18 protein-coding genes and 1 pseudogene are annotated in these 24,116 nt (G+C 69.8%); 5 read left to right on the plus strand and 14 right to left on the minus strand.

Annotated features, from left to right (window positions below; translation table 11 throughout):
- The first annotated feature begins 115 nt into the window (after positions 1-115).
- From J7654_RS04575 to J7654_RS04585, 3 genes are all read left to right on the plus strand, one after another.
- Positions 116-1,063, plus strand: coding sequence for a tyrosine recombinase XerC (locus tag J7654_RS04575; protein ID WP_209738611.1), 948 nt, complete (start codon positions 116-118; stop codon positions 1,061-1,063).
- 115 nt (positions 1,064-1,178) lie between these two features.
- On the plus strand, positions 1,179-2,213 hold the full coding sequence (locus J7654_RS04580) for a TraB/GumN family protein (RefSeq protein ID WP_209738612.1): 1,035 nt from the start codon (positions 1,179-1,181) through the stop codon (positions 2,211-2,213).
- Positions 2,214-2,324: 111 nt separating this feature from the next.
- Positions 2,325-2,972: an inorganic diphosphatase gene (locus tag J7654_RS04585; RefSeq protein WP_209738613.1), complete on the plus strand. Its 648-nt coding sequence runs from the start codon at positions 2,325-2,327 to the stop codon at positions 2,970-2,972.
- A gap of 82 nt (positions 2,973-3,054) precedes the next feature.
- Here J7654_RS04585 and lpdA read toward each other — a convergent pair whose 3' ends face one another.
- The 9 genes from lpdA to mdh form a co-directional block, all read right to left on the minus strand.
- Positions 3,055-4,470, minus strand: a complete 1,416-nt coding sequence (lpdA, locus tag J7654_RS04590) for a dihydrolipoyl dehydrogenase (RefSeq protein ID WP_209738614.1) — start codon at positions 4,468-4,470, stop codon at positions 3,055-3,057.
- Positions 4,471-4,495: 25 nt separating this feature from the next.
- Positions 4,496-4,894 carry an MAPEG family protein gene (locus J7654_RS04595; protein WP_209738615.1) on the minus strand — a complete coding sequence of 133 codons (399 nt, stop codon included), beginning with the start codon at positions 4,892-4,894 and terminating at the stop codon, positions 4,496-4,498.
- 1 nt (position 4,895) lies between these two features.
- Positions 4,896-5,417, minus strand: coding sequence for a hypothetical protein (locus J7654_RS04600; RefSeq protein WP_209738616.1), 522 nt, complete (start codon positions 5,415-5,417; stop codon positions 4,896-4,898).
- Positions 5,410-5,634 (minus strand): hypothetical protein, encoded by a 225-nt coding sequence (locus J7654_RS04605; RefSeq protein WP_209738617.1) that lies wholly within the window; start codon positions 5,632-5,634, stop codon positions 5,410-5,412. Before J7654_RS04605 ends, J7654_RS04600 begins: the two co-directional genes overlap by 8 nt.
- A gap of 64 nt (positions 5,635-5,698) precedes the next feature.
- A complete protein-coding gene (gene odhB, locus J7654_RS04610) occupies positions 5,699-6,985 on the minus strand; it encodes a 2-oxoglutarate dehydrogenase complex dihydrolipoyllysine-residue succinyltransferase (RefSeq protein ID WP_209738618.1) in 1,287 nt (428 codons plus the stop codon).
- Between the two features lie 47 nt (positions 6,986-7,032).
- Positions 7,033-10,026: a 2-oxoglutarate dehydrogenase E1 component gene (locus J7654_RS04615; RefSeq protein WP_209738619.1), complete on the minus strand. Its 2,994-nt coding sequence runs from the start codon at positions 10,024-10,026 to the stop codon at positions 7,033-7,035.
- 175 nt (positions 10,027-10,201) lie between these two features.
- Positions 10,202-11,107: a succinate--CoA ligase subunit alpha gene (gene sucD, locus J7654_RS04620; protein WP_209738620.1), complete on the minus strand. Its 906-nt coding sequence runs from the start codon at positions 11,105-11,107 to the stop codon at positions 10,202-10,204.
- A gap of 82 nt (positions 11,108-11,189) precedes the next feature.
- A complete protein-coding gene (gene sucC, locus J7654_RS04625; protein ID WP_209738621.1) occupies positions 11,190-12,377 on the minus strand; it encodes an ADP-forming succinate--CoA ligase subunit beta in 1,188 nt (395 codons plus the stop codon).
- A gap of 70 nt (positions 12,378-12,447) precedes the next feature.
- On the minus strand, positions 12,448-13,410 hold the full coding sequence (mdh, locus tag J7654_RS04630) for a malate dehydrogenase (RefSeq protein WP_209738622.1): 963 nt from the start codon (positions 13,408-13,410) through the stop codon (positions 12,448-12,450).
- A gap of 525 nt (positions 13,411-13,935) precedes the next feature.
- Here mdh and J7654_RS04635 point away from each other — a divergent pair.
- Positions 13,936-14,790, plus strand: a pseudogene (locus tag J7654_RS04635) (GGDEF domain-containing protein); the annotation flags it as partial.
- Positions 14,791-14,807: 17 nt separating this feature from the next.
- Here J7654_RS04635 and zapE read toward each other — a convergent pair.
- The 5 genes from zapE to J7654_RS04655 all read right to left on the minus strand — a co-directional run bounded on the left by zapE (position 14,808) and on the right by J7654_RS04655 (position 19,015).
- The gene (zapE, locus tag J7654_RS18290; protein ID WP_245195643.1) at positions 14,808-16,076 is read right to left on the minus strand and encodes a cell division protein ZapE; all 1,269 of its coding nucleotides are present in this window, start codon (positions 16,074-16,076) and stop codon (positions 14,808-14,810) included.
- A 55-nt stretch (positions 16,077-16,131) separates the two neighbouring features.
- Positions 16,132-16,665 carry a protease inhibitor Inh/omp19 family protein gene (locus J7654_RS04640; RefSeq protein ID WP_209738625.1) on the minus strand — a complete coding sequence of 178 codons (534 nt, stop codon included), beginning with the start codon at positions 16,663-16,665 and terminating at the stop codon, positions 16,132-16,134.
- 164 nt (positions 16,666-16,829) lie between these two features.
- Entirely contained in the window at positions 16,830-17,498 is a 669-nt protein-coding gene (locus J7654_RS04645; protein WP_209738627.1) for a carbonic anhydrase, read from the minus strand.
- A 261-nt stretch (positions 17,499-17,759) separates the two neighbouring features.
- A complete protein-coding gene (gene pdxY / locus J7654_RS04650) occupies positions 17,760-18,671 on the minus strand; it encodes a pyridoxal kinase PdxY (RefSeq protein WP_209738630.1) in 912 nt (303 codons plus the stop codon).
- Positions 18,671-19,015, minus strand: coding sequence for a hypothetical protein (locus J7654_RS04655; RefSeq protein ID WP_209738631.1), 345 nt, complete (start codon positions 19,013-19,015; stop codon positions 18,671-18,673). The genes pdxY and J7654_RS04655 overlap by 1 nt, the downstream gene beginning before the upstream one ends.
- Positions 19,016-19,133: 118 nt before the next feature.
- On the opposite strand from J7654_RS04655, the gene J7654_RS04660 reads away from it, so the two are divergent.
- Entirely contained in the window at positions 19,134-24,035 is a 4,902-nt protein-coding gene (locus tag J7654_RS04660; protein ID WP_209738632.1) for an NAD-glutamate dehydrogenase, read from the plus strand.
- Positions 24,036-24,116 lie beyond the last annotated feature (81 nt).

The following is a 24,116-nucleotide window of genomic DNA, read 5'->3' on the forward strand; positions in this document are numbered from 1 at the left end:
TCGGGCCGCGCGCCGCGTCAGCATCGCAAATGGTCCGTATGCTCGTTTCGTCCAGTGCGGGCCTTCGCCGCGCCCCGTGCCCGCGCATGTCCTGTCCCGAGGGGGGATCGATTCGATGACCACGTCTCTTCTCGTTCATGGCGAGCCGGCGCTTCTGGCGCGCAAGGCCGAATGGCTGGAGCGCCTCGCGGCCGGCGGGCGCGCCTCGCCGCAGACCCTTGCGGCCTATGAGCGCGACGTGCGCCAGTTCCTGGTCTTCCTCACCCGGCACGAGGGGCGCCCGGCGCGCCTCGCCGATCTGGCCGATCTGCGCCCGGCCGATCTGCGCGCCTTCCTGGCGGACCGGCGGCGGGAGGGCGTCGGCGCGCGCAGCCTCGGCCGGGGCCTGGCCGGCCTGCGCTCCTTCCTGCGCCATCTGGAGCGGGAGGGGCTGGCCTCCACGGCCGGTGCCAGCGCCCTGCGCGCGCCCCGGCACGGCGGCTCCCTGCCCCGCCCGCTCAGCCCCGTCGATGCGCTCTCCGTGACCGAGGAGGCGGGGGCCATGGCCACCGAGCCTTGGATCTCGGCGCGCAACGTGGCGGTGCTGACGCTTCTCTACGGCTGCGGCCTGCGCATCTCCGAGGCGCTGGGCCTGCCGGGCAACGCGCTGGCAGACCCCCGCGCCCGGTCCATCGCCGTGGCCGGCAAGGGCGGCAAGGAGCGCCTCGTCCCCCTGCTGCCGGCCGTGCTGGCGGCGGTGGCCGATTATCGGCGGCTCTGCCCCTTCGACCTGACGGGAGAGGCGCCCCTGTTTCGCGGCGCGCGGGGCGGGCCGCTGCGGCCGCAGATCGTCCAGCGCGAGATGGCGCGGCTGCGCGGGCTTCTCGGCCTGCCCGAATCGGCGACGCCCCATGCCCTCCGGCACTCCTTCGCCACGCATCTGCTGGCGGCCGGCGGCGACCTGCGCACCATCCAGGACCTGCTCGGCCACGCGTCCCTCTCCACGACGCAGGCCTATACGGCCGTCGATTCCGTGCGGCTGATGGCGGTCTACGAGAACGCCCACCCCCGCGCGCGCCGCTGAGCGCCGGTCAACCGGCAGAGGGGAAACGGGCGAGCCTGCTCGTCCTTCCCGATTCGGTTTTCCGCGCGAATGCTCTATTGAACGATCCGATCGCAACCGAGCGGCGAGTATCCCGATGCCTTCACTGCGAACCGGCCGCCTCGCGGCCGCCATCCGGTCGGCTGTCCTGCCCGGCCTCCTCGTGTGCCTGTCCTTCACGGGCGCCGCGCGGGCGCAGGAAGCCTGCCAGGCCGGCGCCAGCCTGATGGCGGACGCCGAGCCCGCGCTGATCGAGAGGATCGAAGGCGAAGCGGCCGGCGTTCCGAATGGCGAGGGGCGGCTCTTCCGCATCGAGCGCGACGAACGCCCCGCCTCCTTCCTGTTCGGCACGATGCATCTGTCCGATCCACGGGTGGTCGCGCTGACCGCCGAGGCGGAAAGCGCCTTTGCGGGCGCGCGGACGCTCGTCATCGAGACCACGGACCTGACGGACGAGAGCCGGCTGGCCGGCCTCCTCCTCTCCCGTCCCGACCTGACGCTCCTGCCGCCCGGCACGGCGCTGGAAGACCTGCTTCCGGCCGAGCGGCGCGCGGGCCTTGCGGCCGCGCTCGAGGCGCAGGGCGTGCCGGCGCACTCGGTCACGACGCTTCAGCCCTGGTTCGTCACGCTCGCACTCGTCGCGCCGCCCTGCGAGGCGCAGCGGAGCGCGGCGGGCGAGACGATTCTCGATCTGCGCCTCGCCGAGCGCGCGAGCGAGGACGGCAAGGCCCTCGTGGGCCTTGAGTCCGCCGAGGAGCAGATGCAGGCCCTCGCCGCGCTTCCGCAGGATCTCCAGGCGCTGAACCTCCTCGCCACGCTCGACATGATCGACCGCCTGCCCGACCTTTTCGAGACGATGATCGATCTTTACCTGCAGGGGCGCATCGGCGCGATTCGCCCGGCCCTCGAAGGGCTGGCCGAGACGCGGAGCGACGAGCGGACGGCCGCCGCCTATGCGGCCTTCGAGGACCGGGTGATCCTGTCGCGCAACCGCACCATGGCCGAACGCCTGGCGCCCACCATCGAGGCGGGCGGCGTCTTCGTCGCCGTCGGCGCCCTTCACCTGCCGGGCGAGGAAGGCCTGGTGGAGCTGCTGCGCGCGCAAGGCTGGCGCGTTTCACGGGCGGATTGACTCACGTGAAACATCGCCCCCCGTCATCGGAGCGTCATCGCATCGTCGCGTAGAGTTCGTGCAAGGGCCCTATCGGCAGGCGGTCCCGGACAACTGTCGAAAGAGACCGTCATGAAGACTCTTCTGCGCGCCGCCGCCCTTCTCGCGCTCGCCAGCACGCCCTCCCTCGCACAGGGCTTCGTCGCACCCTACGCCTACCCGCAGCCCGAGGAGGGCGGCGAGTTCAACGTCGTGATCGAGATCCCGGCAGGCAGCTTCACCAAATACGAGATCGACCCCGACAACGGCCATGTGATCGTCGATCGCTTCCAGTCGATGCCCGTCGTCTACCCCGCCAATTACGGCTCCATCCCCTCCTCGCTCGCCGGAGATGGCGACCCGCTGGATGCCGTCGTCTACACGCGCGAGCCCATCGTTCCCGGCGCGATCATCCGCGCCCGCGCCATCGGCATCCTCAAGATGATCGACGGCGGCGAGGAGGACGACAAGGTCGTGGCGGTGCCGGTCTCCGACGTGGACCCGCAATATGACGCCATCGCAGAGCTGGCGGACATGCCGGCCGTCGAGCTCGAGCGGCTGGAAGCCTTCTTCCGTGTCTACAAGGACCTGCCCGCCGGCCGGAAGCGCGTGGAGCTGAACGGCTACGAGGACGCCGCCACCGCCATCTCCCTCGTGGACGAGGCGCTGGCGGCCTATCGCGGGCGTGGCGGCGCCGCCAACGACAATGCGGCCGGCAACGGCGCGGCTGCCGCCCGATAAGGTTTCATCGCGCCCTTGGCGCGATGAAAAAAGCCGCCGTGCGTCGTCCCGCACGGCGGCTTTCGCTTTTCCGGTCGGCCGGTCAGATGTGGATGGGCTTGGCGAAGGTCGCGAAGGCGGCCTCGCGCATGGCCTCCGACAGGGTGGGGTGCGCGTGGCAGGTGCGGGCGAGGTCCTCTGAGGAACCGCCGAACTCCATCAGCACCGCCGCCTCGGCGATCAGCTCGCCCGCGCCGCGCCCGAGCACATGCACACCCAGCACACGGTCGGTCTCCTTGTCGGCCAGGATCTTCACGAAGCCGTCGGTGGAGAGCATGGAGCGCGCCCGCCCGTTGGCCATGAAGGGGAACTTGCCGACCTTGTAGGCGACGCCCGAGGCCTTCAGCTCGTCTTCCGTCACGCCCACCGAGGCGACCTCCGGCTGGGTGTAGACGACGGAGGGGATCACGCCGTAATTCACGTGCCCGGCCTGCCCCGCCAGGATTTCGGCCAGCGCCACGCCTTCGTCCTCGGCCTTGTGGGCCAGCATCGGCCCCTTCACCACGTCGCCGATGGCGTAGATTCCGTCCACATTGGTCTTGTAGTGCGCGTCGATCTCCACGCGCCCTGCCTTGTCGAGCGCGACGCCCGCCTCCTCGAGGCCCAGCCCCTGCGTGTAGGGCCGCCGGCCGGTCGCCACCAGCACCACATCGGCCGAAAGCGTCTCGGGCTCGCCCCCCTTGGCCGGCTCGAAGGTCACGCTCGCCTTGTCGCCGTCACGGGCGATGCCCGTCACCTTGGCGCCCAGCTTGAAATCGAAGCCCTGCTTGGCGAGAAGCTTCTGGAAGGCGGTGGACACTTCCGAATCCATCGGCCCGAGCACCTTGTCGAGATACTCGACCACCGTGACCTTGGCGCCGAGGCGGGACCAGACCGAGCCGAGCTCGAGCCCGATCACGCCGCCGCCCACGACCACCATGGTCTCCGGCACCTTGGGAAGCGCGATGGCATGGTCGGAAGAGACCACAACCTGCCCGTCGAACTCCACCGCGAGGCCGGGAATGCCCGCCACCTCGGAGCCGGTGGCGATCACGATGGACTTCGCCGCGAGCGCACGCGTCGCGCCGTCCTCGGCCACGACCTCCACCGTGCCGGGCGCCTTGATGCGCCCCGTGCCGATGATGCCCTCGATCTTGTTCTTCTTGAACAGAAAGCCGATGCCGTCGACATTCGACTTCACGGTCTTGTCCTTGTGCTCCAGCATCCGGGGCAGATTCAGCGCCGGCGTCACCTCGATGCCGAGATCGGCGAAGCTGTGCCCGGCCTCCTCGAACATCTCCGAGGCGTGCAAGAGAGCCTTGGAGGGGATGCAGCCGACATTCAGGCAGGTGCCTCCATAGGTCTTGCGCTTTTCGACGACGGCGACCTTCAGGCCAAGCTGCGCGGCCTTGATGGCGCAGACATAGCCGCCGGGGCCGGAGCCGATGACGACGAGATCGAAGGCGGTTGTTTCGGACATGGCTCGGACGGTCTTTCGGTTCGGGTCAGAAAAGGCGGATGAGCATCAGGACGAGGCCGAGGAGCGAGGCCAGCCAGACGAGGCTGCGCACATAGGGCACGCCCAGAAGGTAGAGCGGGATATAGGCGATGCGGGCCACGAGCCACAGCCAGGCGCCCACGGCCCCGATCCCCCCGGTGCGCTGCGTGACGGAAAGCGCCAGCGCCAGCGCGATGAAGGCCGGAAAGGTTTCCTTGAAATTGTCGAGCGCCCGCTGGGCACGCCCGGCATGGACGCCGAGGGGCTTGGCCTCCCCGTCGCGCGGGCCCGCGTTCCATTGCGAACCCCGCTCCTTCGTGGCCAGCATGCCCTGAAGCGTGGTGTGGACGAAGAGAAGCACGACCCCGAGGGCCAGAACGAGGATTTCGGCCGGCAGGCTTTCCATCTCAAAGGCCCTCCTCGGGGCAATCGCCTTCGGCCGCCTCGAAGGAGGCCGAAACCTCCTTCAACTCGGCCGCCACGATGCCGAGCGGCCGGAACGGCGGCTCAATCTGGTTGACGGGCTGGACGAGGCGCAGTTCGTAGCAGCCCGCGTAAACAGTCGGCGCGCCATCCGTGCCGGTGGCCTCCACCACCGCCGGCAGCGAAAAGAAGATCGAGCCGGCCGCCCCCTCGCTCGTGCCCGTCCCGGTCCTTACGCGCACATGCGCCGTATCGGCATAGCCGGCCGCGAAGGTCTCGGCGTCAGGCCGGCCCGGCTCCTCGCGGAAATACGACCAGGCGCGCAGATATTCCTTGCGCTCCACGGCGTTGTAAAGCGAGGCGATCAGCGCCTCGGGCGTGGAGCGGTCGTCGCGGTAGTCCGGCACCGCATCGCCGGCGGGCGCCGGTTGCGCGAAAGCCGGCGCGGCGAGGGCGGCCTGCAAGGCGAGCCCGGCGATCAGCGAAAGGGCCGCGCGTTCACCCATGCATCCGCTCCGTGGCGAGCCTCAGCCCCCGCCCGATGAAGACGAGCCCCGTGGCGCGCATGATCCGGCGGCCGGCCCTGAGGAAGCCCTGCCGGCTTGCGGGAACGGTGAAGAAGCGCGACACGCCGACGAACCACAGCATCGGCGCGCCGGCCACGATGGCGAAAGAGAAGACCGCCATGAGGGCCGCAGGCTCTGGAAGATAGCTGCTCTGCATGTCGGCCCTCTCCCTTCGGCCAGATGCTGCGGGCATGGCCCCGGCAGGGGGCCGGCCGGAGGTCTTACAGATCGAGGACGAGGCGCTCCGGGTCCTCGAGGCTGTCCTTCACGCGCACGAGGAAGGTCACGGCCTCCTTGCCGTCGACGATCCGGTGATCGTAGGAGAGCGCCAGATACATCATCGGGCGGATGACGACCTGCCCGCCGATCGCCACCGGCCGCTCCTGGATCTTGTGCATGCCCAGGATGCCCGACTGCGGCGCGTTGAGGATGGGCGTGGACATCAGCGAACCGTAGACGCCGCCGTTCGAGATGGTGAAGGTGCCACCCTGCATGTCGCTCATGCCGAGCTTGCCGTCGCGCGCGGCGAGCCCCAGGCGGCCGATCTCCTTCTCGATCTCGGCGATGCTCATCTGGTCGGCGTCGCGCACCACGGGCACGACGAGGCCCTTGTCCGTGCCCACCGCCACGCCGATATGGGCGTAGTTCTTGTAGATGAGGTCCGTGCCGTCGATCTCGGCGTTCACCGCCGGAATCTCCTTCAGCGCGTGCGTCACCGCCTTGGTGAAGAAGCCCATGAAGCCCAGCTTCACACCGTGCTTCTTCTCGAACAGGTCCTTGTACTTCTTGCGCAGCTCCATCACCGCCGTCATGTCCACCTCGTTGAAGGTGGTGAGCATGGCGGCCGTGTCCTGCGCGTCCTTCAGGCGGCGCGCGATGGTCTGGCGCAGGCGGGTCATCTTCACCCGCTCCTCGCGCGCCTCGTCCGCCGCGCCCGAAGGCGCGCGCGGCGCGGCCGGGGCCTTGGCCTGCGCGGCGCCCGCGCCCTTGGCGATGGCCTCCAGCACGTCGCCCTTGAGAACCTGCCCGCGCTTGCCCGAGCCGTCGAGGTCACCGGCCGAAAGGCCCTTCTCGTTCAGAAGCTTCTGCGCCGAGGGCGCGGCCGGCATAGCCGAAGCGCCCCCCTGCCCTGCGCCCTGCCCCGCGGCGGTCGGCGCGGCCGGCGCCTCGGAGGCGTTGCCGTAGCCCTCGGTCTTGGCGCTGGCCGCCTCGCCGCCGCCGGTGGCCGCCGGCTTCTCGGCCGGCGCCCTGGCGCCGGAGGCCGCCCCCTCGCCCTCGCCGATCACGGCCAGGAGCGCGCCCGGCTCCACCGTCTCGCCTTCCTTCGCCACGATCTCGGCCAGGATGCCGGCGGCGGGCGCGGGCACCTCCACCGTCACCTTGTCGGTTTCGAGCTCGGCGATGGTCTCGTCCTGCTCCACCCTGTCGCCGGCCTTCTTGAACCACTGGCCGATCGTGGCCTCGGTCACGCTTTCGCCGAGTGTGGGGACTTTGACTTCGGTGCTCATGATCGGTTCGTTTCCGGTTCGTCGCGTGGGGGCCAAAAGGCGTCTTGTCAGGCGTTCGGTGTGCCGAGCGCGTCCTCGAGGAACGCCTCGAGCTGGGCGAGATGCTTGGACATGGTGCCCACCGCCGGCGAGGCCGCGGCCGGGCGCCCGGTGTAGCGCGCGCGCTTCTTCTCCGGGCCGATGCGGTCCAGCACCCATTCCAGATAGGGCTCGATGAAGCTCCAGGCACCCATGTTCTTGGGCTCTTCCTGGCACCAGACGATCTCGGCGTCCTTGAAGCGGGACAATTCGTTGATCAGCGCCTTGGCCGGGAAGGGATAGAGCTGCTCCACGCGGAGCAGGTAGATGTCGTCGATGCCGCGCTTCTCGCGCTCCTCCAGGAGGTCGTAATAGACCTTGCCGGTGCACAGGACGACGCGCCGGATCTTCGCGTCCTTCACCAGCTTGACGGTGGAGCCCTTCTTCAGCTCCGCATCGTCCCAGAGCACGCGATGGAAGTTGCTCTCGCCGGCGAACTCGGACAGGTCCGACACCGCCCGCTTGTGGCGCAGCAGCGATTTGGGCGTCATCAGGATCAGCGGCTTGCGGAAGTCGCGCTTCATCTGCCGGCGCAGGATGTGGAAGTAGTTGGCCGGCGTCGTGCAGTTGGCGACCTGCATGTTGTCCTGCGCGCATTGCTGCAGGAAGCGCTCCAGCCGCGCGGAGGAATGCTCCGGCCCCTGCCCCTCGTAGCCGTGCGGCAGGAGCATGACGAGGCCCGTCATGCGCAGCCACTTGGCCTCGCCGGAGGAGATGAACTGGTCGATGACCACCTGCGCCCCGTTCACGAAGTCGCCGAACTGCGCCTCCCAGAGCGTCAGCGCGTTCGGCTCGGCCAGCGAGTAGCCGTATTCGAAGCCGAGCACCGCCTCCTCGGAGAGCATCGAGTTGATGACCTCGTAGAAGGCCTGGCCCTTTTGGATGTTGGCCAGCGGGATATAGCGGTTCTCGTTCTCCTGGTCGTAGAGCACCGAATGGCGCTGCGAGAAGGTGCCGCGCTCCGAATCCTGGCCGGAGAGGCGCACCGGGTGGCCCTCGGCCATCAGCGAGGCGAAGGCCAGAGCCTCGCCCGTCGCCCAGTCGATGTTCTCGCCGCTCTCGATCGCCTGCGCCCGGTTGTCCAGGAAGCGCTGGATGGTGCGGTGCACCTTGAAGCCCTCGGGAATCTCGGTGAGCTTCTTGCCGATCTCCTTCAGCGTCTTGATCGGCACGCCCGTGGCGCCGCGCCGGGGCTCCTCCTCGTCGGCCGCGCGCCGGAAGCCGGACCAAGCGCCGTCCAGCCAGTCCGCCTTGTTCGGCTTGTAGGCCTGCCCCGCCTCGAATTCGGCGTCCAGATGCGCGCGCCACTCGCCGCGGCGCGTCTCGACATCCTCTTTCGTCAGGACACCCGCCGCCACCAGCTTGTCGCTGTAGATCTCCAGCGTCGTGCGGTGGGCGCGGATCGTCTTGTACATGATCGGCTGCGTGAAGCCGGGCTCGTCGCCCTCGTTATGGCCGAAGCGCCGGTAGCAGAACATGTCGATGACGACAGGCTTGTGGAAGGTCTGCCGGTATTCCGTGGCGATCTTGGCGGCATAGACCACCGCTTCCGGGTCGTCGCCGTTCACGTGCAGGATCGGCGCCTCCACCATCTTCGCCACGTCGGACGGGTAGGGCGAGGAGCGCGAGAAGCGCGGATTGGTGGTGAAGCCGATCTGGTTGTTGATGATGACATGGATCGAGCCGCCCACGCGGTGGCCGCGAAGGCCCGACAGGCCGAAGCACTCGGCCACCACGCCCTGCCCCGCGAAGGCCGCGTCGCCGTGGATCAGGAGCGGCAGCACTTCGTTGCGCACCTCCTGCGGCACCACGTCGGTGCGCGTGCGCCCGAAGATCTGGTCCTGCTTGGCGCGCGCCTTGCCCAGCACCACCGGGTTGACGATCTCCAGATGCGAGGGGTTCGCCGTCAGCGACAGATGGACCGAGTTGTTGTCGAACTCGCGGTCCGAGGAGGCGCCCAGATGGTACTTGACGTCGCCCGAGCCCTCCACGTCGTCCGGCTTGAAGGAGCCGCCCTTGAACTCGTGGAAGATGGCGCGGTGCGGCTTGCCCATCACCTGCGCCAGGACGTTCAGCCGGCCGCGATGGGCCATGCCGAGCACGATCTCCTTGAGGCCGAGCTGCCCGCCGCGCTTGATGATCTGCTCCAGCGCCGGGATCAGCGCCTCGCCGCCGTCGAGGCCGAAGCGCTTGGTGCCCTTGTACTTCACGTCGATGAACTTCTCGAAGCCCTCGGCCTCGATCAGCTTGTTGAGAATCGCCCGCTTGCCCTGGTCGGTGAAGTCGACGCCCTTGTCCGGCCCCTCGATGCGCTCCTGGATCCACTGCTTCTCGGCGGGGTTGGAGATGTGCATGAACTCCACGCCGATGGTGGAGCAATAGGTGCGCGTCAGGATGTCCACGATCTCGCGAACGGTCGCGAACTCCATGCCGAGCACGTTGCCGATGAAGATCTTGCGGTCGTAGTCGGCCGGCGTGAAACCGTAATTCTCGGGGCTGAGCTCGTTATAGTCCTCTTCCGGCGTCGCGATGCCGAGCGGGTCGAGCTTGGCGTGGAGATGGCCGCGCACGCGGAAGGCGCGAATCAGCATGAGGGCGCGCAGGCTGTCGCGCGTGGCCTGCGAGACCTCGCCCTCGGCGGGCTCACGCCCGGCCGCCTTGGCGCTTTCGCGCACCTTCTGGCCGACCTTCTTCTCGGCCTCCGCCCAATTGCCGTCCAGCGCCGAGACGAGGTCGCCATTGGCGGGGATCGGCCAGTTGGCGCGCTCCCAGGACGGGCCGTACGCGCTCTTCTCCACGCTCGCCCGGTCGTCCTTCATCTGCCCGAAGAAGTCCTGCCATTCGGGCGCGACGCTGGAGCGGTCCTTCTCGAAGGCCGCGTGCAGGCTCTCGATGTAATCGGCGTTCCCGCCGTAGAGGAAGGAGGTGAGCGCGAAGGTCTCGTTCGCCGGATTGCGTGCCATCTTTTCGTATCGCGGGCGCCGGCTTCCCGGTCGCCGCCTCCTTCGAAAACCTCAATGGCAGGGGCTCGGGGGATGTGCCCCCGTGCCGCCCGCCGGCTTATGCTGCCGGGCCTTCTCAGACCCGGTGAAGACGCCGATTTGGTGGCGTCCCGCCGGAATTCTCCGGTTCCGGCCTTCAGCCCTTCAGGACCTCGGCCAGCGTCTTGCCGAGCCGCGCGGGCGAGGGCGACACCGTGATGCCCGCCGCCTCCATGGCCGCGATCTTCGATTCCGCGTCGCCCTTGCCGCCCGAAACCACGGCGCCGGCATGGCCCATGGTGCGGCCCTTGGGCGCCGTGCGGCCGGCGATGAAGCCGACCATGGGCTTCTTGCGGCCCTTCTTCGCCTCGTCCTGGAGGAACTGCGCGGCTTCCTCCTCGGCCGAGCCGCCGATCTCGCCGATCATGATGATCGACTGCGTCTCCTCGTCGGCCAGGAACATCTCCAGCACGTCGATGAACTCGGTGCCCTTCACCGGATCGCCGCCGATGCCCACCGCCGTCGTCTGGCCCAGGCCCTCGTTGGTGGTCTGGAACACCGCCTCGTATGTCAGCGTCCCGGAGCGCGAGACGATGCCGACATTGCCCTTCTTGAAGATCGAGCCGGGCATGATGCCGATCTTGCACTCGTCCGGGGTCAGCACGCCGGGGCAGTTCGGGCCGAGGAGGCGCGACTTGGAACGGTCCAGCCGCGCCTTCACCCGCACCATGTCGGAAACGGGGATGCCCTCGGTGATGCAGACGATGAAGGGAATCTCCGCCTCGATCGCCTCGAGAATGGCGTCGGCCGCGCCGGCCGGCGGCACGTAGATGACGGAGGCGTTGGCGCCGGTGGCTTCCTTCGCCTCGCCCACCGTGGCGTAGATCGGCAGGCTGGTGCCGTCCACGCCCGAGCTCCAGGACTCGCCGCCCTTCTTGGGGTGGATGCCGGCGACCATCTGCGTGCCGTGATAGGCCAGCGCCTGCTCGGTGTGGAAGGTGCCGGTCTTGCCGGTCAGGCCCTGCACGAGGATCTTGGTGTTCTTGTCGACGAGAATGGACATGGGCTTTAGCGAGACTCCGAAAGGGTCGATCGGCGGAAAGGGGCTCTGGCGGGCGCCTGGCGCGCCCCGCCGTTGAAGGGGCTCAGACCGCCGCGACGATCTTCTGCGCCGCGTCGTCGAGATCGTCCGCCGCGGTGATGGCAAGGCCGCTTTCGTTGAGGATCTGCTTGCCCTTCTCCACGTTCGTGCCCTCCAGGCGCACCACCAGTGGCACCGTCAGGCCGACCTCCTTCACCGCCGCGATCACGCCTTCCGCGATCACGTCGCAGCGCATGATGCCGCCGAAGATGTTGACGAGGATGCCCTTCACGTTCGGGTCCGCGGTGATGATCTTGAAGGCCGCCGTGACCTTCTCCTTGCTCGCGCCGCCGCCCACGTCCAGGAAGTTCGCCGGCTCCTTGCCGTAGAGCTTGATGATGTCCATCGTCGCCATGGCCAGGCCCGCGCCGTTCACCATGCAGCCGATGTCGCCGTCCAGCGCCACATAGGCGAGGTCGTATTTGGAGGCCTCGATCTCCTTGGCGTCCTCCTCCGATTCGTCCCGCAGCGCCTTGATGTCCTCGTGGCGGAACAGCGCGTTGCCGTCGAAGGAGACCTTGGCGTCGAGGACGCGCAGGTGCCCGTCCGTCATCACGATGAGCGGGTTCACCTCCAGGAGCGCCATGTCCTTCTCCACGAAGGCCTTGTAGAGCACGGGGAACAGGCTCTTGCCGTCCTCGGCCGCCGCACCCTCCAGCTTCAGCGCCTGCGTGATCGCCGCGACGTCAGCCTCGGTCACGCCGGCCTCGGCGTCGATGGCCACGGTGACGATCTTCTCCGGCGTGTCATGCGCGACCGCCTCGATGTCCATGCCGCCTTCGGTGGAGACCACGAAGGCCACCTTGCCCACCGCGCGGTCCACCAGGATGGAGAGATACAGCTCGCGGTCGATATCCGCGCCGTCCTCGATATAGAGGCGGTTCACCTGCTTGCCGGCCTCGCCGGTCTGCGCGGTGACGAGCGTGTTGCCCAGCATCTCGCGCGAATGGGCGACGGCCTCCTCGATGGACCTGGCCAGCCGCACGCCGCCCTTGGCGTCCGGGCCGAGCTCCTTGAACTTGCCCTTGCCGCGCCCGCCGGCGTGGATCTGGCTCTTCACGACGTAGAGCGGGCCGGGAAGCTGCCGGGCGGCGGCCTCGGCCTCGTCCGCCGAGGTGATGGCGACGCCCGCGGCCACGGGCGCGCCGAAACCCTTGAGGACCTGCTTGGCCTGATATTCGTGGATGTTCATGAAATGACGGTCCCTTGGACAGGAGCGGAAAAACGAAGGGCCGCCTCGCGGAAGGAGGCGGCCCGAAGGATCACTTCAAATTCGGCGCGATGCCCTGGCAAGCCTCCATCAGCCCCTTCACGGAGCCGACCGACTTCTCGAACTGCGCCTTTTCCTCGCCGTCCAGCTCGATCTCGATGACGCGCTCCACGCCGCCCTCGCCGATCACGCAGGGCACGCCCACGTAAAGGTCGCTCTGCCCGTATTCGCCCTTCAGGGCCGCCGCGCAGGGCAGCACGCGCTTCTTGTCCTTCAGGTAGCTCTCGGCCATCTCGATGGCGGAGGCCGCCGGGGCGTAATAGGCCGAGCCGGTCTTGAGCAGACCCACCACCTCGGCGCCGCCGTCGCGGGTGCGCTGGACGATCTCCTCCAGCCGCTCGGCCGTGCACCAGCCCATCTTCACGAGGTCCGTCAGCGGAATGCCCGCGACGGTGGAATAGCGCGTGAGCGGCACCATCGTGTCGCCATGGCCGCCGAGCACGAAGGCCGTCACGTCCTCCACCGAAACGTTGAACTCCTGCGCCAGGAAGGTGCGGAAGCGGGCCGAATCGAGGACGCCCGCCATGCCCACCACCTTGTTCTTCGGCAGGCCGGAGAACTTCTGCAGCGCCCAGACCATGGCGTCGAGCGGGTTGGTGATGCAGATCACGAAGGCGTTCGGGGCGTATTTGGCGATGCCCGCGCCCACCTGCTCCATCACCTTCAGGTTGATGCCCAGGAGGTCGTCGCGGCTCATGCCGGGCTTGCGCGGCACGCCGGCGGTGACGATGCACACATCCGCGCCCTCGATCGCGGCATAGTCGTTCGCGCCGGAGAGGCGGGCGTCGAAGCCCTCCACCGGGGCCGACTGCGAGATGTCGAGCGCCTTGCCCTGCGGCGTGCCTTCGGAAATGTCGAAGAGCACGATGTCGCCCAGCTCCTTCAGCCCCGCCAGATGGGCGAGCGTCCCGCCGATCATTCCGGAGCCGATGAGCGCGATCTTTGCACGAGCCATGAAGATGTTCCCCGTTTGATGGAGGACGGCACGCGCCCCTCCTCCTCGCCGTTCCGCCGTGGCGGGCCCGCCACGCCGTCCGGCGAGAACGGCGCACGGCCGTCGCAGCCGTTCGTTCCGGCATTAAGCCCATGAAGGCCCATCGCGCAACCGTTCTTTGCCGCCCCCAATTTTTTCAAACGGTTAAACCTAGTTACATTGACGTAAACGTCATTTGGTTTCATGAATGAGGGGACCCCTTTGCCGCACTGCGGCAGGAAATTTTCGTGGTCACGCCCGAGATGACGCATCCTTTGGGCCGCTGGCATGTATTGCTACGATGCAGGCACTGTAAGATGCCCTTTGGGAAGGCCCGGATCTCGGAGCTTCATGAATCACGTCCACGTCGCCGTCACTTTGATCAACGGACTGGGCCTGATGGCTCTCGTGGCGATCAGCTACGGTTCCATCGAGCGGCTCCGCCTGCATCGGCGGGTGCGCTCGGCCCTGCACGGCGCGTGCTTCGGCTTCGGCGCGATGGTCGCCATGGCCACGCCCGTTCTGGTCGCCGACGGCGTCATCCTCGACGTACGCGCCATCATGGTCGCGATGGCGGCGGCCTTCGTCGGCCTGCAGGCCGGCATCATCGCCATGGTCATGGCGGCGCTCTACCGCCTTTATCTCGGCGGCGCCGGCGTCCATGTCGGGCTGATCACGCTGAACCTCGCCTTCGTCGCCGGCCTGCTCTGGCGCAATCTGTGGTTCAAGCGCCGGCCCGTGACGCCGCTCGGCCTGCTCTATCTCGGCCTGGGAATCTCCTCGCAGCTCGTCTTCGTCGTCCTGGCCCCGGTGGCCCTGACGCTGGACTTCATCCTCACCTTTTCCCTCAGCCTGTCGATCACCGTCCTTTTCGCCACCCAGGTCCTCGGCACGATGATGGACCGGGAGAACCGGCTGATCGCGCGCGAGCGCGCCCTGATCCTCGACGCCCATTCCGATCCGCTGACCGGATTGCCGAATCGCCGCGCGCTGCGGGAGGAGGAGGCGGGCATCATGGCCGCCTCGGCCACGCGCGGCTTCGTCGTCCTTCTCCTCGACATCGACCGCTTCAAGACGATCAACGACCGCTACGGGCACGAGGCGGGCGACGTGGCGATCTGCGTCATGGCCGACATCCTGCGGGCCTGCGCGCGGGCGGGCGACCTCGTGGCGCGCTATGGCGGCGAGGAGTTCGTCCTGGTCCTGCCCGACACCGCGCCGGAGGACGCGCTGCATGTCGCCGAGCGCATCCGCGCGAGCGCGGAGAAGCGCCATCTCGACATGCTGGAGGACGATCTGTTCATGACGGTCAGCATCGGCCTTGCCCATGCGCGCGAGCCGGGCCTGCCCGCGGCCATCGCGCGCGCGGACGCCGCGCTCTATCTCGCCAAGGAATCGGGCCGCAACCGCGTCGAGGTCGCGCCCGGCCCGGCCGCGCCCGCTTCGGGCCGCGCCGCCGGCGCCGTCCCGGTCGAGCGGTTTCGCCCCGCCTCGAACCGCGCCCCGTAATCGTCCGAGCGCATCTCGATCAGCCGCGAGACGGTGCGGTCGAACTCGAAGGCCTCCGTGCCCCGGCGGCCCTGGTAGAGCCGGTCGGCCGGCGCCTCGGCACTCACCACGATCCGCCGGCCCGCATCGTAGAGCGTGTCCACGAGGATGATGAAGCGCTTGGCCTCGTTGCGCTCGGCCGGCCCCATCACCCGCACGCCCTCCACGAACAGCGTATCGAAACGCTCGGCGAGGGCCAGATAGTCGCCCGCGCCGAGCGGGCGTCCCACCAGTTCGTCGAAGGTGAAGCGCGCCGCCCCGTTGCCCGCGCGCGGCACCTCGATGCGCCGCCCCTTCACCGAGAGGCTCTCGGCCGCCTCCTCCCGCCCCTCCAGCACCGAACGCCACAGCGCCTCGAAGCGCGCGGCGCTCTGCGGGCCGGGAGGGTGCAGGAACAGATCGTCCCCGCCGATGGAGGCCAGGCGGTAATCGGTCGGCGCGTCCACCCGGAACACCTGCACATGGCGCTTCAACAGCGTTACGAAGGGCAGGAAGAGCGGGCGGTTCAGCCCGTCCCGGTAGAGGTCGTCCGGCGCGACGTTCGATGTGGCGACCAGCACGATGCCCCGCGCGAACAGGGCCTCGAACAGGCGCGACAGGATCATCGCATCGGCGATGTCGGTGACGGTGAACTCGTCGAAGCACAGGAGCCGGACCGCGCCCGCGATGGCCTCGGCCACGGGCGGGATGGGGTCGTCGCCACGCGCCCGCCCGGCCTTCACCGCCGCGCGGTGCCGGCCGATGCGCTCATGCACCTCGCCCATGAAGGCGTGGAAGTGCACGCGGCGCTTCCTCTTCTCGGCGCTCTTTTCGAAGAACAGGTCCATCAGCATGGACTTGCCCCGCCCCACTTCGCCGAAGATGTAGAGGCCACGAACCGGCTCGGGCGCCGCCCGCCGGCCGAGCAGCCAGCCGAGCGCGCTCTTTCCGGGCGCAGGCGGAGCTGCGGCGAGCCCCGCCTCCACCGCGTCGAGCCCGCTGGCCAGGTCGAGCTGCACGGGATCGGCGCTCAGCTCGCCGGCAAGGACGCGCCGCTCGATCTCGGCGCGCACGCGCCCGTGCGATGGGGGAACGGACCCGTGGCCCGCAAGGGAACTCATGGTCAAGGGCGACCTTCGCCGGAGGCCGCGCCGGGAAGCCCGGCGCGCCTTTGGATTACCGGTAGAGCGAGATCTGCTGCCCGCCGGTGGTGGAGCCCTCGTAGCGGGTGCCGCCGGCATTGTTCAGCGTCGCCACCGTGCCGCCGCCCGAATCCTTCAGCACCACCTGACTGCCCGAGACGTCCCAGGCCGAGACGTCCGCGACCTGGCCGGGGCAGCCGCGCGAGGCGGCGCGGTAGCCGCCCGTCCACTGCGTCAGCGCCATGAAGATCTGGCAGTTGCCGCCGCCGGAGGAGACGCGCCAGGCGCCCACCAGCCCTTCGCGCGTGACCGGACCGGCCGAGGCGCTCTGCACGGGGGCGGCGCCGGGGGCGGAAGCGTCCGCGACGGGCGGGGTCGCCGGGGCCGTGGGGGCGGGCGGGGGCGGAAGCTGGTTGGAATAGACCTGCCCCTGCGGGGCCGGCGTCAGCGGCGCGGGCGACTGGGCCGCCGGCCGCTGGCCGCCGCCGAAGGTGGGTGCCGTCTGCTGGCAGCCTGCAAGCGCCGCGATCGCAGCCAGGGCTGCGCCTGTCTTCATCCAGTGGATCATGGGTGGGCCGTTCCTCGAGCCGTGCCTGTCGATGGGGAGCCGTCGCGAAAGGCACCGGTCCCGTTCTCTTTTAAATGGATATTTAACGGTTTTCGCAAGGCCAAGTCCCTCTCCGCCGCGCGCGTCCCCACCCGCTCCGTGTCCGCAAGGACACGAAAAGGATCTCAGCCCGATGTCGGGAGAGGCTCGATCCCCGCCAGCGGGCGCTCGAAATCGCCGGTCTGCGGGTCCATCGCCCACAGCTCGCCCGAGGAGATGTCGAACCAGGCACCGTGCAGGGAAAGCTCGCCCGCCGCCTCGCGCGCCGCGATGTCGGGGAAGGAGCGCAGGCTGGCGACGGAATGGCGGATCGAGATGCGCTCCAGCGCCGTCTGCCGCTCGCCCGCCGTCATCAGCGCGTTGGCGCCCACCGCTTCGGCGGCGGGTCGCACGAGGCTCATCCACTTGCCGATGAAATCGCCCTTCGAAAGCGGCTCGGCGTCTGGCGAGAGCGCGGCCGAGATGCCCCCGCAGCGCCCGTGCCCCATCACCACGATATGCTTCACCTTCAGCGCCGCCACGGCAAATTCCAGCGCGGCGGAGGTGCCGTGGAATTCGCCGTCCGGCGAATAGGGCGGCACCAGATTGGCCACGTTGCGCACCACGAACAGCTCTCCGGGGGCCGAGCCGAAGATCGTCTCCGGCGCGGCGCGCGAATCGCAGCAGGCGATCACCATCGTCTCCGGCGTCTGCCCGTCGCGCGCCAGAGCCCGATAGGTCTGCGTCTCTGCCAGATATCGCCCCTCGATGAAGCTGCGATAGCCCTCGAGAAGATGATCGGGAAGCAGCTTCATCGGCGAACGGGCTCCTGGGACGGTTGGCGGCGGCAAGGACGGCGCGAAGGCCGTCCGGGTTTGAAGCCCGCCGGGCCCCGCGCGTCAAGCGCCGGAAGCGCAGCCGGCCACGCCGGCCTTCGGGGCCGCGCCGAGAGACCGTTCGAGAAATCGGCGGCGGAGGGCGTGCGAGGGATTTTTCGTGGTCGTCGAGGATCGGTGACGCGGCGGCGGCGGACAAGACCCGCAGGACCGACCCGCCCGAAGTCTCGGACGGGTTTCTCAGGCCCGCCGGCCGCCGGGCAGCGGCAGGCGGCGCATCTGCACCATCGCCATCGGCGTCTTCAGGCTTTGCGCGTCGGTTTCCAGCGTCAGCTCGTCCGCCCCGCGCTTGGTGGTGCGCGCCAGGATTTCGTAGACGGCCGCCGTCGTCGCCTGCAGCGCCTTTTCCGGGCCGGCGCCGCTCAGGGTGCGGGCGAGGAACACGGCCGAGGTGAGGTCCCCCAGCCCGTGCGGCGCGCCCTCGATGCGCCGGTGCTCGGCCAGGAGGGCGCCGTTCCGGTCCACCAGGAGGTTGCCGATACCCCCGCGCAGCATCGCGAAGGCGGAGGTGACGATGACGCAAGGGGGCCCCAGCGTCGAGGCCGCCTCGATCAGATGGGTGTTGTCGGAGAATTCCAGGCCCGTCAGGAACTCCAGCTCGAATCGATTGGGCGTGGCGATGTCGGCCAGCGGCAGGAGCCGGTCGCGGATCTGCTCCAGCGTTTCCTGCGGCTGGTAGAGCCGCCCGCCGCCCTCGCCCTCGTCGCCCACCACCGGGTCGCACAGGAACAGCGCGCGCGGATTGGCCTTGCGCACCGCCTCCACCAGGCTCGCGGCCGGCTCGATCTGGCGCGGGGAGCCGAAATAGCCGGTCAGCACGGCGCCAACCTCGCCCAGCCACGGCGCGCCCGTCAGGTCGCCCATCAGCGCCGCGAAGGCGTCGTCCTCGGGCACGATCCGCGTCGCCGGCCCCCGCCCCGGATGCCAGGGCAGCGTCAGCGTGGGCACGGACCAGACGGGAAAGCCCAGCGATTCGAGTGCCAGCACGGCCGCGCGGTTGCCCACCGTGCCGCGCGCCACATGGCTGGAGATTGCGATGACGGCGGGCTTGTCGGCTCCGTTCGTCGCCTCGGCGGCTGTCGGCTGCGTCATCAGGGCAGGAGATGGTTCACGACGAACATGACGGCGAGGACGAGGAAGCCGGCCAGCCCCGCCAGACGGCCGATGCGCGTTCCCACCACCTCGATGCGGTCGCTCTGGTCCACGTCGCGGGCGCTGAAATGCTCCCCGGCGCGCAGCACCATGCGCTCGGTGGAAGCGCCGATCTGCGGCTCGGTCTCCTGCCGCAGACGGGTGAGGATCGCATCCGCCTCGCGCTTGCGGGCTTCGTCGTCGTGATGGGCGTTCATGGAAGGAACCGTGGCGCAAAAGCCCCGCGAGGGCAAGGCGGGGCCGGCGCGCGCGATACGCGCCGGGCGGCTTTTCACCATGGACATGTACGGGGCCCTGCTCCAACTGTGGGCGCGTGACGGCGATCCTGAAGAGGGGTGGCCGCGCGGGAGGCACGGCAGGCGAGACGGCGCGCCGGGCAGCGGGCGCCGGGAAGGTTTGGAAATGGGCGAAGAGGCAAGGCAGAAGGCGGCCGTGATCGGCGGCGTGGTGGAGGCTCTGGGATCGGATGAGGCGGCGGCCGGGCTGGCGCCCCTCCTCTTCGCCCGGCCCCCGGCCGAGGATCTGGCCGCCTTCGGCCCCGAGGCCCTGGCGCTGGCCGCCCGCCGGGCGCTCGCCGCGCTTCAGGCGCACGAGCCGCAGAAGGCGTTCGTGGCCGTGGAGGCGCCGCAAGGCTTCCGCCTGCGCGGCGAGCCGCTCCAGCTCGTCACCCTCGTCAACGACGACCGACCCTTCCTGTTCGATTCGGTGATCGCCGAGCTGGCCGACACCGCGCCGGAGATTCACTACATCTCGCACCCGGTGCTGGACGTGGCGCGCGGCGAGACGGGCCGCATCGCCTCCTTCCACGCCTCGCGGAAGGCCGCCTCGGGCCAGCCGGGCCGCGTCAGCCTCATCCAGGTCGCCACCGGGCGCCCCGCCGACCCCGAGGCGGGGGCGCGGCTGAAGGGGCGCCTGGAGGCGATCCTCGAGCAGGTCGCGCGCGCCAACGAGGACTTCTACCCGATGCGCGAGCGCGTCGCGCGCGCCGCCTTCGCCCTGACGCGGCGCGCCGAGCATGTGGCGGACGCGGGCGTGCGCGCCCGGGTGGAGGAGAGCGCGCACTTCCTGGAATGGCTGGTGGCGGACAATTTCACCTTCCTGGGCGTGCGCGAGTTCGAATATGCCACGCAGGCGGGCGGGGGCGCGATGCGCCGCAAGCCCGGCTCGGACCTCGGCATCCTGCGCGACCCGCAGGTGCGCGTGCTGCGCCGCGAGGGCGAGGAGAGCAGCCCCAGCCCCGAGCACCGCGCCTTCCTGGAAGCGCCTGAGCCGCTGATCGTGGCCAAGGCCAACGCCCGCTCCATCGTGCACCGGCGCGTCTACATGGACTATATCGGCGTCAAGGAATACGATTCGGCCGGCCGCCTGTGCGGCGAGCTGCGCATCGCCGGCCTCTTCACCGCCTCCGCCTACACCCAGCCCATCCTCTCCATCCCCTATCTGCGCCAGAAGGCGCAGACGGTCATCGACCGTTTCGGCCTGCACCCCAAGTCCCATTCGGCCAAGGCGCTGCTCAACGCGCTGGAAACCTATTCGCGCGACGAGATCTTCCAGATAGACACCGATCTTCTGGAGAGCTTCATCGGCACGGTGCTGGAGCTGGGCGAGCGCCCGCGCGTGCGCGTGCTGCCGCGCATAGACCCGTTCGACCGCTTCGCCTCCGTGCTCGTCTTCGTGCCGCGCGAGCGCTACGACCAGCGCCTGCGCGAGGAGATCGGCCTGCTTCTGGCCGAGAGCTATGACGGGCACGTCTCCGTCTACCACCCCTCCTTTCCGGAGGGGCCTCTGGTCCAGGTCCACTTCATCATCGGCCGCAGGGGCGGGCCGGCGCCGCGCCCGGACCCGGCGGTCCTGGAAGCGCGCATCACCGCCATGGCGCAGAACTGGCTCGACGCCTTCGATCGGGCCATGGCCGGCACCGGCCTCACGCGCGAGCTGACGGCGCTCGCCCCCGGCCTGCCGGTGGGCTATCGCGAGGCCGTCTCGCCGGCCGAGGCGGTGGCGGACGGGCGGCGCATCATCGCGCTCGCGCCGGGCGCGCCCCTCTCCGTCCAATTCCACCGCCACGGCGCGGACGAGGCGGGGCTCCTGCGCCTCCGGCTCTATGTGCTGGGAGAGGCGCTGGCGCTGTCCACGCGCGTGCCGATCCTGGAGAACATGGGCTTCTCGGTCGGCTCGGAGCGCACCTTCGAGATTTCGCGGCCCGACGGCTCCACCGTCCACATCCACGACATGGACCTGACGCGCCGGCAGGGCGGCGGCTCCGCGCTGCCCGAGGACGGCGCGGCGCTGGGGGAGACCTTCTGCGCCGTCATCGACGGGCGCATCGAGAACGACGCCTTCAACGCGCTGGTGCTGGAGGGCGGGCTCGACTGGCGCGAGGCCAATATCCTGCGCGCCTACGGGCGCTATCTGCGCCAGGCGGGCCTGCCCTATTCCAACGGCTTCCTGGCCTCCGTGCTCCTGCGCCAGCCCGCCATCGCCCGCCAGATCTTCGCGCTTTTCGCCGCCAGCTTCGATCCCGCCTTCCCCGCCGAGCCGCAGGCGCCGGAACAGGGCGCGCGGGAGGAGGAGGATCCGCTCCTCGCCCGGGCCCGCGAGCGGGGGGCCGCACCCGCACGCATCGCGGCCGCCATCCTCTCCGCGCTCGACGCGGTGGAGAGCCTCGACGACGACCGCGTCCTTCGCCGCTACGCGCAGGTCGTCCTCGCCACGCTGCGCACCAACCACTACGCCATCCCCGATCCCTGCGCCGACGAGGGCTCGCGCCCCGACGCCGTCACCCCGGCGCTGGCCTTCAAGCTGGACCCGCACGCGCTGGGCGGCCTGCCCGCCCCCGTGCCCTTCCGCGAGATCTTCGTCTTCGACGCGCGGGTGGAAGGCGTGCATCTGCGCTTCGGCAAGGTCGCGCGCGGGGGCCTGCGCTGGTCGGACCGCAGCCAGGACTACCGCACCGAGGTGCTCGGCCTCGTCAAGGCGCAGCAGGTGAAGAACGCCGTCATCGTGCCGGTCGGGGCCAAGGGCGGCTTCTACCCCAAGCGCCTTCCCGATCCTTCGAGGCGCGACGCCTGGTTCGAGGCCGGGCGCGCGGCCTATATCGTCTTCATCGCCTCGCTGCTCTCGCTCACCGACAATGCCGTGGGCGAGGAAACCGTCACGCCCGAGCGGGTCATCGCCCATGACGGGCCGGACCCCTATTTCGTCGTCGCGGCAGACAAGGGCACCGCCACCTTCTCCGACACCGCCAACGCCATCGCGCAGGTGCAGGGCTTCTGGATGGACGACGCCTTCGCCTCCGGCGGCTCGGCCGGCTACGACCACAAGGGCATGGGCATCACCGCGCGCGGCGCCTGGGAGGCGGTGAAGCGGCACTTCCGGGAGCTGGGCAAGGGCGACAGGGCCTGGGATATCCAGGCAGAGCCCTTCACCATCGCCGGCTGCGGCGACATGTCGGGCGACGTCTTCGGCAACGGCATGCTTCTGTCAGAACAGATCAGGCTCGTCGCCGCCTTCGACCACCGCCACATCTTCATCGACCCCGATCCCGACCCTCGCCTCTCCTTCGCCGAGCGCAGGCGCCTGTTCGACAAGCCCCGCTCCTCCTGGGACGACTACGACCGCGCGCTCCTCTCCAAAGGCGGGCTGATCGTCTCCCGGCGGGAAAAGCGCGTGCGCCTTTCGGCCGAGGCGGCCCAGGCGCTGGGCTGGGACCGGCGCGAGGGCACGCCCGCCGAGCTCGTCTCGGCCATCCTGCGCGCGCCGGTGGACCTTCTCTGGTTCGGGGGCATCGGCACCTATATCCGTTCCACCTCCGAATCGAACGCCGATGTCGGGGACCGCGCCAACGATGCGATGCGCATCACGGGCCGCGAGCTGCGTGCCCGCGTGGTGGGCGAAGGCGCCAATCTCGGCGCCACGCAGAAGGGCCGCATCGAGGCGGCCCGCGCGGGTGTGCGCATCAACACCGACGCCATCGACAATTCCGCCGGCGTCAACACCTCGGACGTGGAGGTGAACTTCAAGATCGCGCTGAAGCGGGCGATGGGCGAGGGCCGGCTGGAACGCGCGGAGCGCGACCGCCTTCTGGCCGCGATGACGCCTGAGGTCGCCGCTCTCGTCCTGTCCAACAACTATCTGCAATCCCTCGCCATCTCGCTGGAGGAGGCGGGCGGCCCGCAGCGCCTGTCTGGCCAGGCGCGGCTCATGCAGCGTCTGGAATCGACCGGCGCGCTCGACCGGGAGGTGGAAGCCCTGCCGACCGACGCGGCGCTCGCCGACCTGCGCGCCAAGGAGCGCGGCCTGACGCGGCCCGAGATCGCCGTCCTCCTCGCCTACGCCAAGATCGACCTCTTCGACCGCCTGGCCGAAAGCGCCCTGCCCGACGATCCGGCGCTGGCCGGCCGCCTGGAGGCCTATTTCCCGCAGGAGATGCGCAGGCTCTTCCCGGAGGACATCCGGTCGCACCGCCTGCGGCGCGAGATCATCGCGACCGCGCTGGCCAACGAGTTCGTCAACCGCCTCGGCATCGCGGCGGCGACGTTCCTGTCCGACGCCACCGGCGCGGACGCGGCGCGTGTCGTGTCCGCCTATGTCGCGGCCGCCGACGGCCTGGGCGCCGCGCCCCTCATCGCCGCCGTCGATGCGCTGGACGGCCGGGTGCGCGGTAAGGTCCAGCTCGGCCTCTACCAGGCGATCTCGAACTTCCTCATCATCGCCACCTTGCGCATCCTGCGCGGCGCCGGCGGGCCGATGGACGAGACCGCCCGGCGGCTCGCCGCCGCCCTCGCCGGCTTGCGCGGCGAGCTTCAGGGCCTCTCCAGCGAGCGGGCCCGCACCGAGTACGAGAAGCGGCGCGCGGACTGGATCGAGGCCGGCGTGCCGCCCGAGGAGGCGCAGGCCGTCGCGCTCCTGCCCCTCATCGCCCTCATCCCGGAGATCGACGCTGTTTCACGTGAAACAGGATGCACCCACGCGCAGGCCCTCGGCGTCTTCTTCGGCGTCACGCGCCTCCTGCGCATCGGCCAGATCGAGGCGTCCCTCCATTCCATGCGCCCGACGGACTATTACGACATCCTGGCCCTTGAGCGGGCCGGCGCGCAGCTCTCCGCCGCGCGCCGCAAGATGACGATCGAGGCGCTGGCGGGCGCCGACGGATCGGGCGATCCGGTCGCGGACTGGGAAAGCCGCCGGGGCGCCGAGCTGCCGCGCATCGTGGCCGAGGTCAGCCGCCTCGCCGCGCCGGGCGAAGCTTCCGTCGCCCGCCTCACGCTGGCGGTCGGCCTGCTTCTGGACCTCGCCGGCTAGAAACTGCGCAAACGCCCGGCCCGGTAGGCGCGCGGGCCGGCCCGCGCTACAGTCGGGCCGGCCGCCGGACGGTGGCAGGGA

It is taken from the genome of Aureimonas populi (assembly GCF_017815515.1).
Classification (GTDB): Bacteria; Pseudomonadota; Alphaproteobacteria; order Rhizobiales; family Rhizobiaceae; genus Aureimonas; species Aureimonas populi.

Excerpts from the sequence above, each read along its gene's own strand:
- J7654_RS04575 (WP_209738611.1), top strand. The coding sequence starts at position 116 with ATGACCACGTCTCTTCTCGTTCATGGCGAGCCGGCGCTTCTGGCGCGC.
- J7654_RS04580 (WP_209738612.1), top strand. The coding sequence starts at position 1,179 with ATGCCTTCACTGCGAACCGGCCGCCTCGCGGCCGCCATCCGGTCGGCT.
- J7654_RS04585 (WP_209738613.1), top strand. The coding sequence starts at position 2,325 with ATGAAGACTCTTCTGCGCGCCGCCGCCCTTCTCGCGCTCGCCAGCACG.
- lpdA (WP_209738614.1), bottom strand. The coding sequence starts at position 4,470 with ATGTCCGAAACAACCGCCTTCGATCTCGTCGTCATCGGCTCCGGCCCC.
- J7654_RS04595 (WP_209738615.1), bottom strand. The coding sequence starts at position 4,894 with ATGGAAAGCCTGCCGGCCGAAATCCTCGTTCTGGCCCTCGGGGTCGTG.
- J7654_RS04600 (WP_209738616.1), bottom strand. The coding sequence starts at position 5,417 with ATGGGTGAACGCGCGGCCCTTTCGCTGATCGCCGGGCTCGCCTTGCAG.
- J7654_RS04605 (WP_209738617.1), bottom strand. The coding sequence starts at position 5,634 with ATGCAGAGCAGCTATCTTCCAGAGCCTGCGGCCCTCATGGCGGTCTTC.
- odhB (WP_209738618.1), bottom strand. The coding sequence starts at position 6,985 with ATGAGCACCGAAGTCAAAGTCCCCACACTCGGCGAAAGCGTGACCGAG.
- J7654_RS04615 (WP_209738619.1), bottom strand. The coding sequence starts at position 10,026 with ATGGCACGCAATCCGGCGAACGAGACCTTCGCGCTCACCTCCTTCCTC.
- sucD (WP_209738620.1), bottom strand. The coding sequence starts at position 11,107 with ATGTCCATTCTCGTCGACAAGAACACCAAGATCCTCGTGCAGGGCCTG.
- sucC (WP_209738621.1), bottom strand. The coding sequence starts at position 12,377 with ATGAACATCCACGAATATCAGGCCAAGCAGGTCCTCAAGGGTTTCGGC.
- mdh (WP_209738622.1), bottom strand. The coding sequence starts at position 13,410 with ATGGCTCGTGCAAAGATCGCGCTCATCGGCTCCGGAATGATCGGCGGG.
- zapE (WP_245195643.1), bottom strand. The coding sequence starts at position 16,076 with ATGAGTTCCCTTGCGGGCCACGGGTCCGTTCCCCCATCGCACGGGCGC.
- J7654_RS04640 (WP_209738625.1), bottom strand. The coding sequence starts at position 16,665 with ATGATCCACTGGATGAAGACAGGCGCAGCCCTGGCTGCGATCGCGGCG.
- J7654_RS04645 (WP_209738627.1), bottom strand. The coding sequence starts at position 17,498 with ATGAAGCTGCTTCCCGATCATCTTCTCGAGGGCTATCGCAGCTTCATC.
- pdxY (WP_209738630.1), bottom strand. The coding sequence starts at position 18,671 with ATGACGCAGCCGACAGCCGCCGAGGCGACGAACGGAGCCGACAAGCCC.
- J7654_RS04655 (WP_209738631.1), bottom strand. The coding sequence starts at position 19,015 with ATGTCCATGGTGAAAAGCCGCCCGGCGCGTATCGCGCGCGCCGGCCCC.
- J7654_RS04660 (WP_209738632.1), top strand. The coding sequence starts at position 19,134 with ATGGGCGAAGAGGCAAGGCAGAAGGCGGCCGTGATCGGCGGCGTGGTG.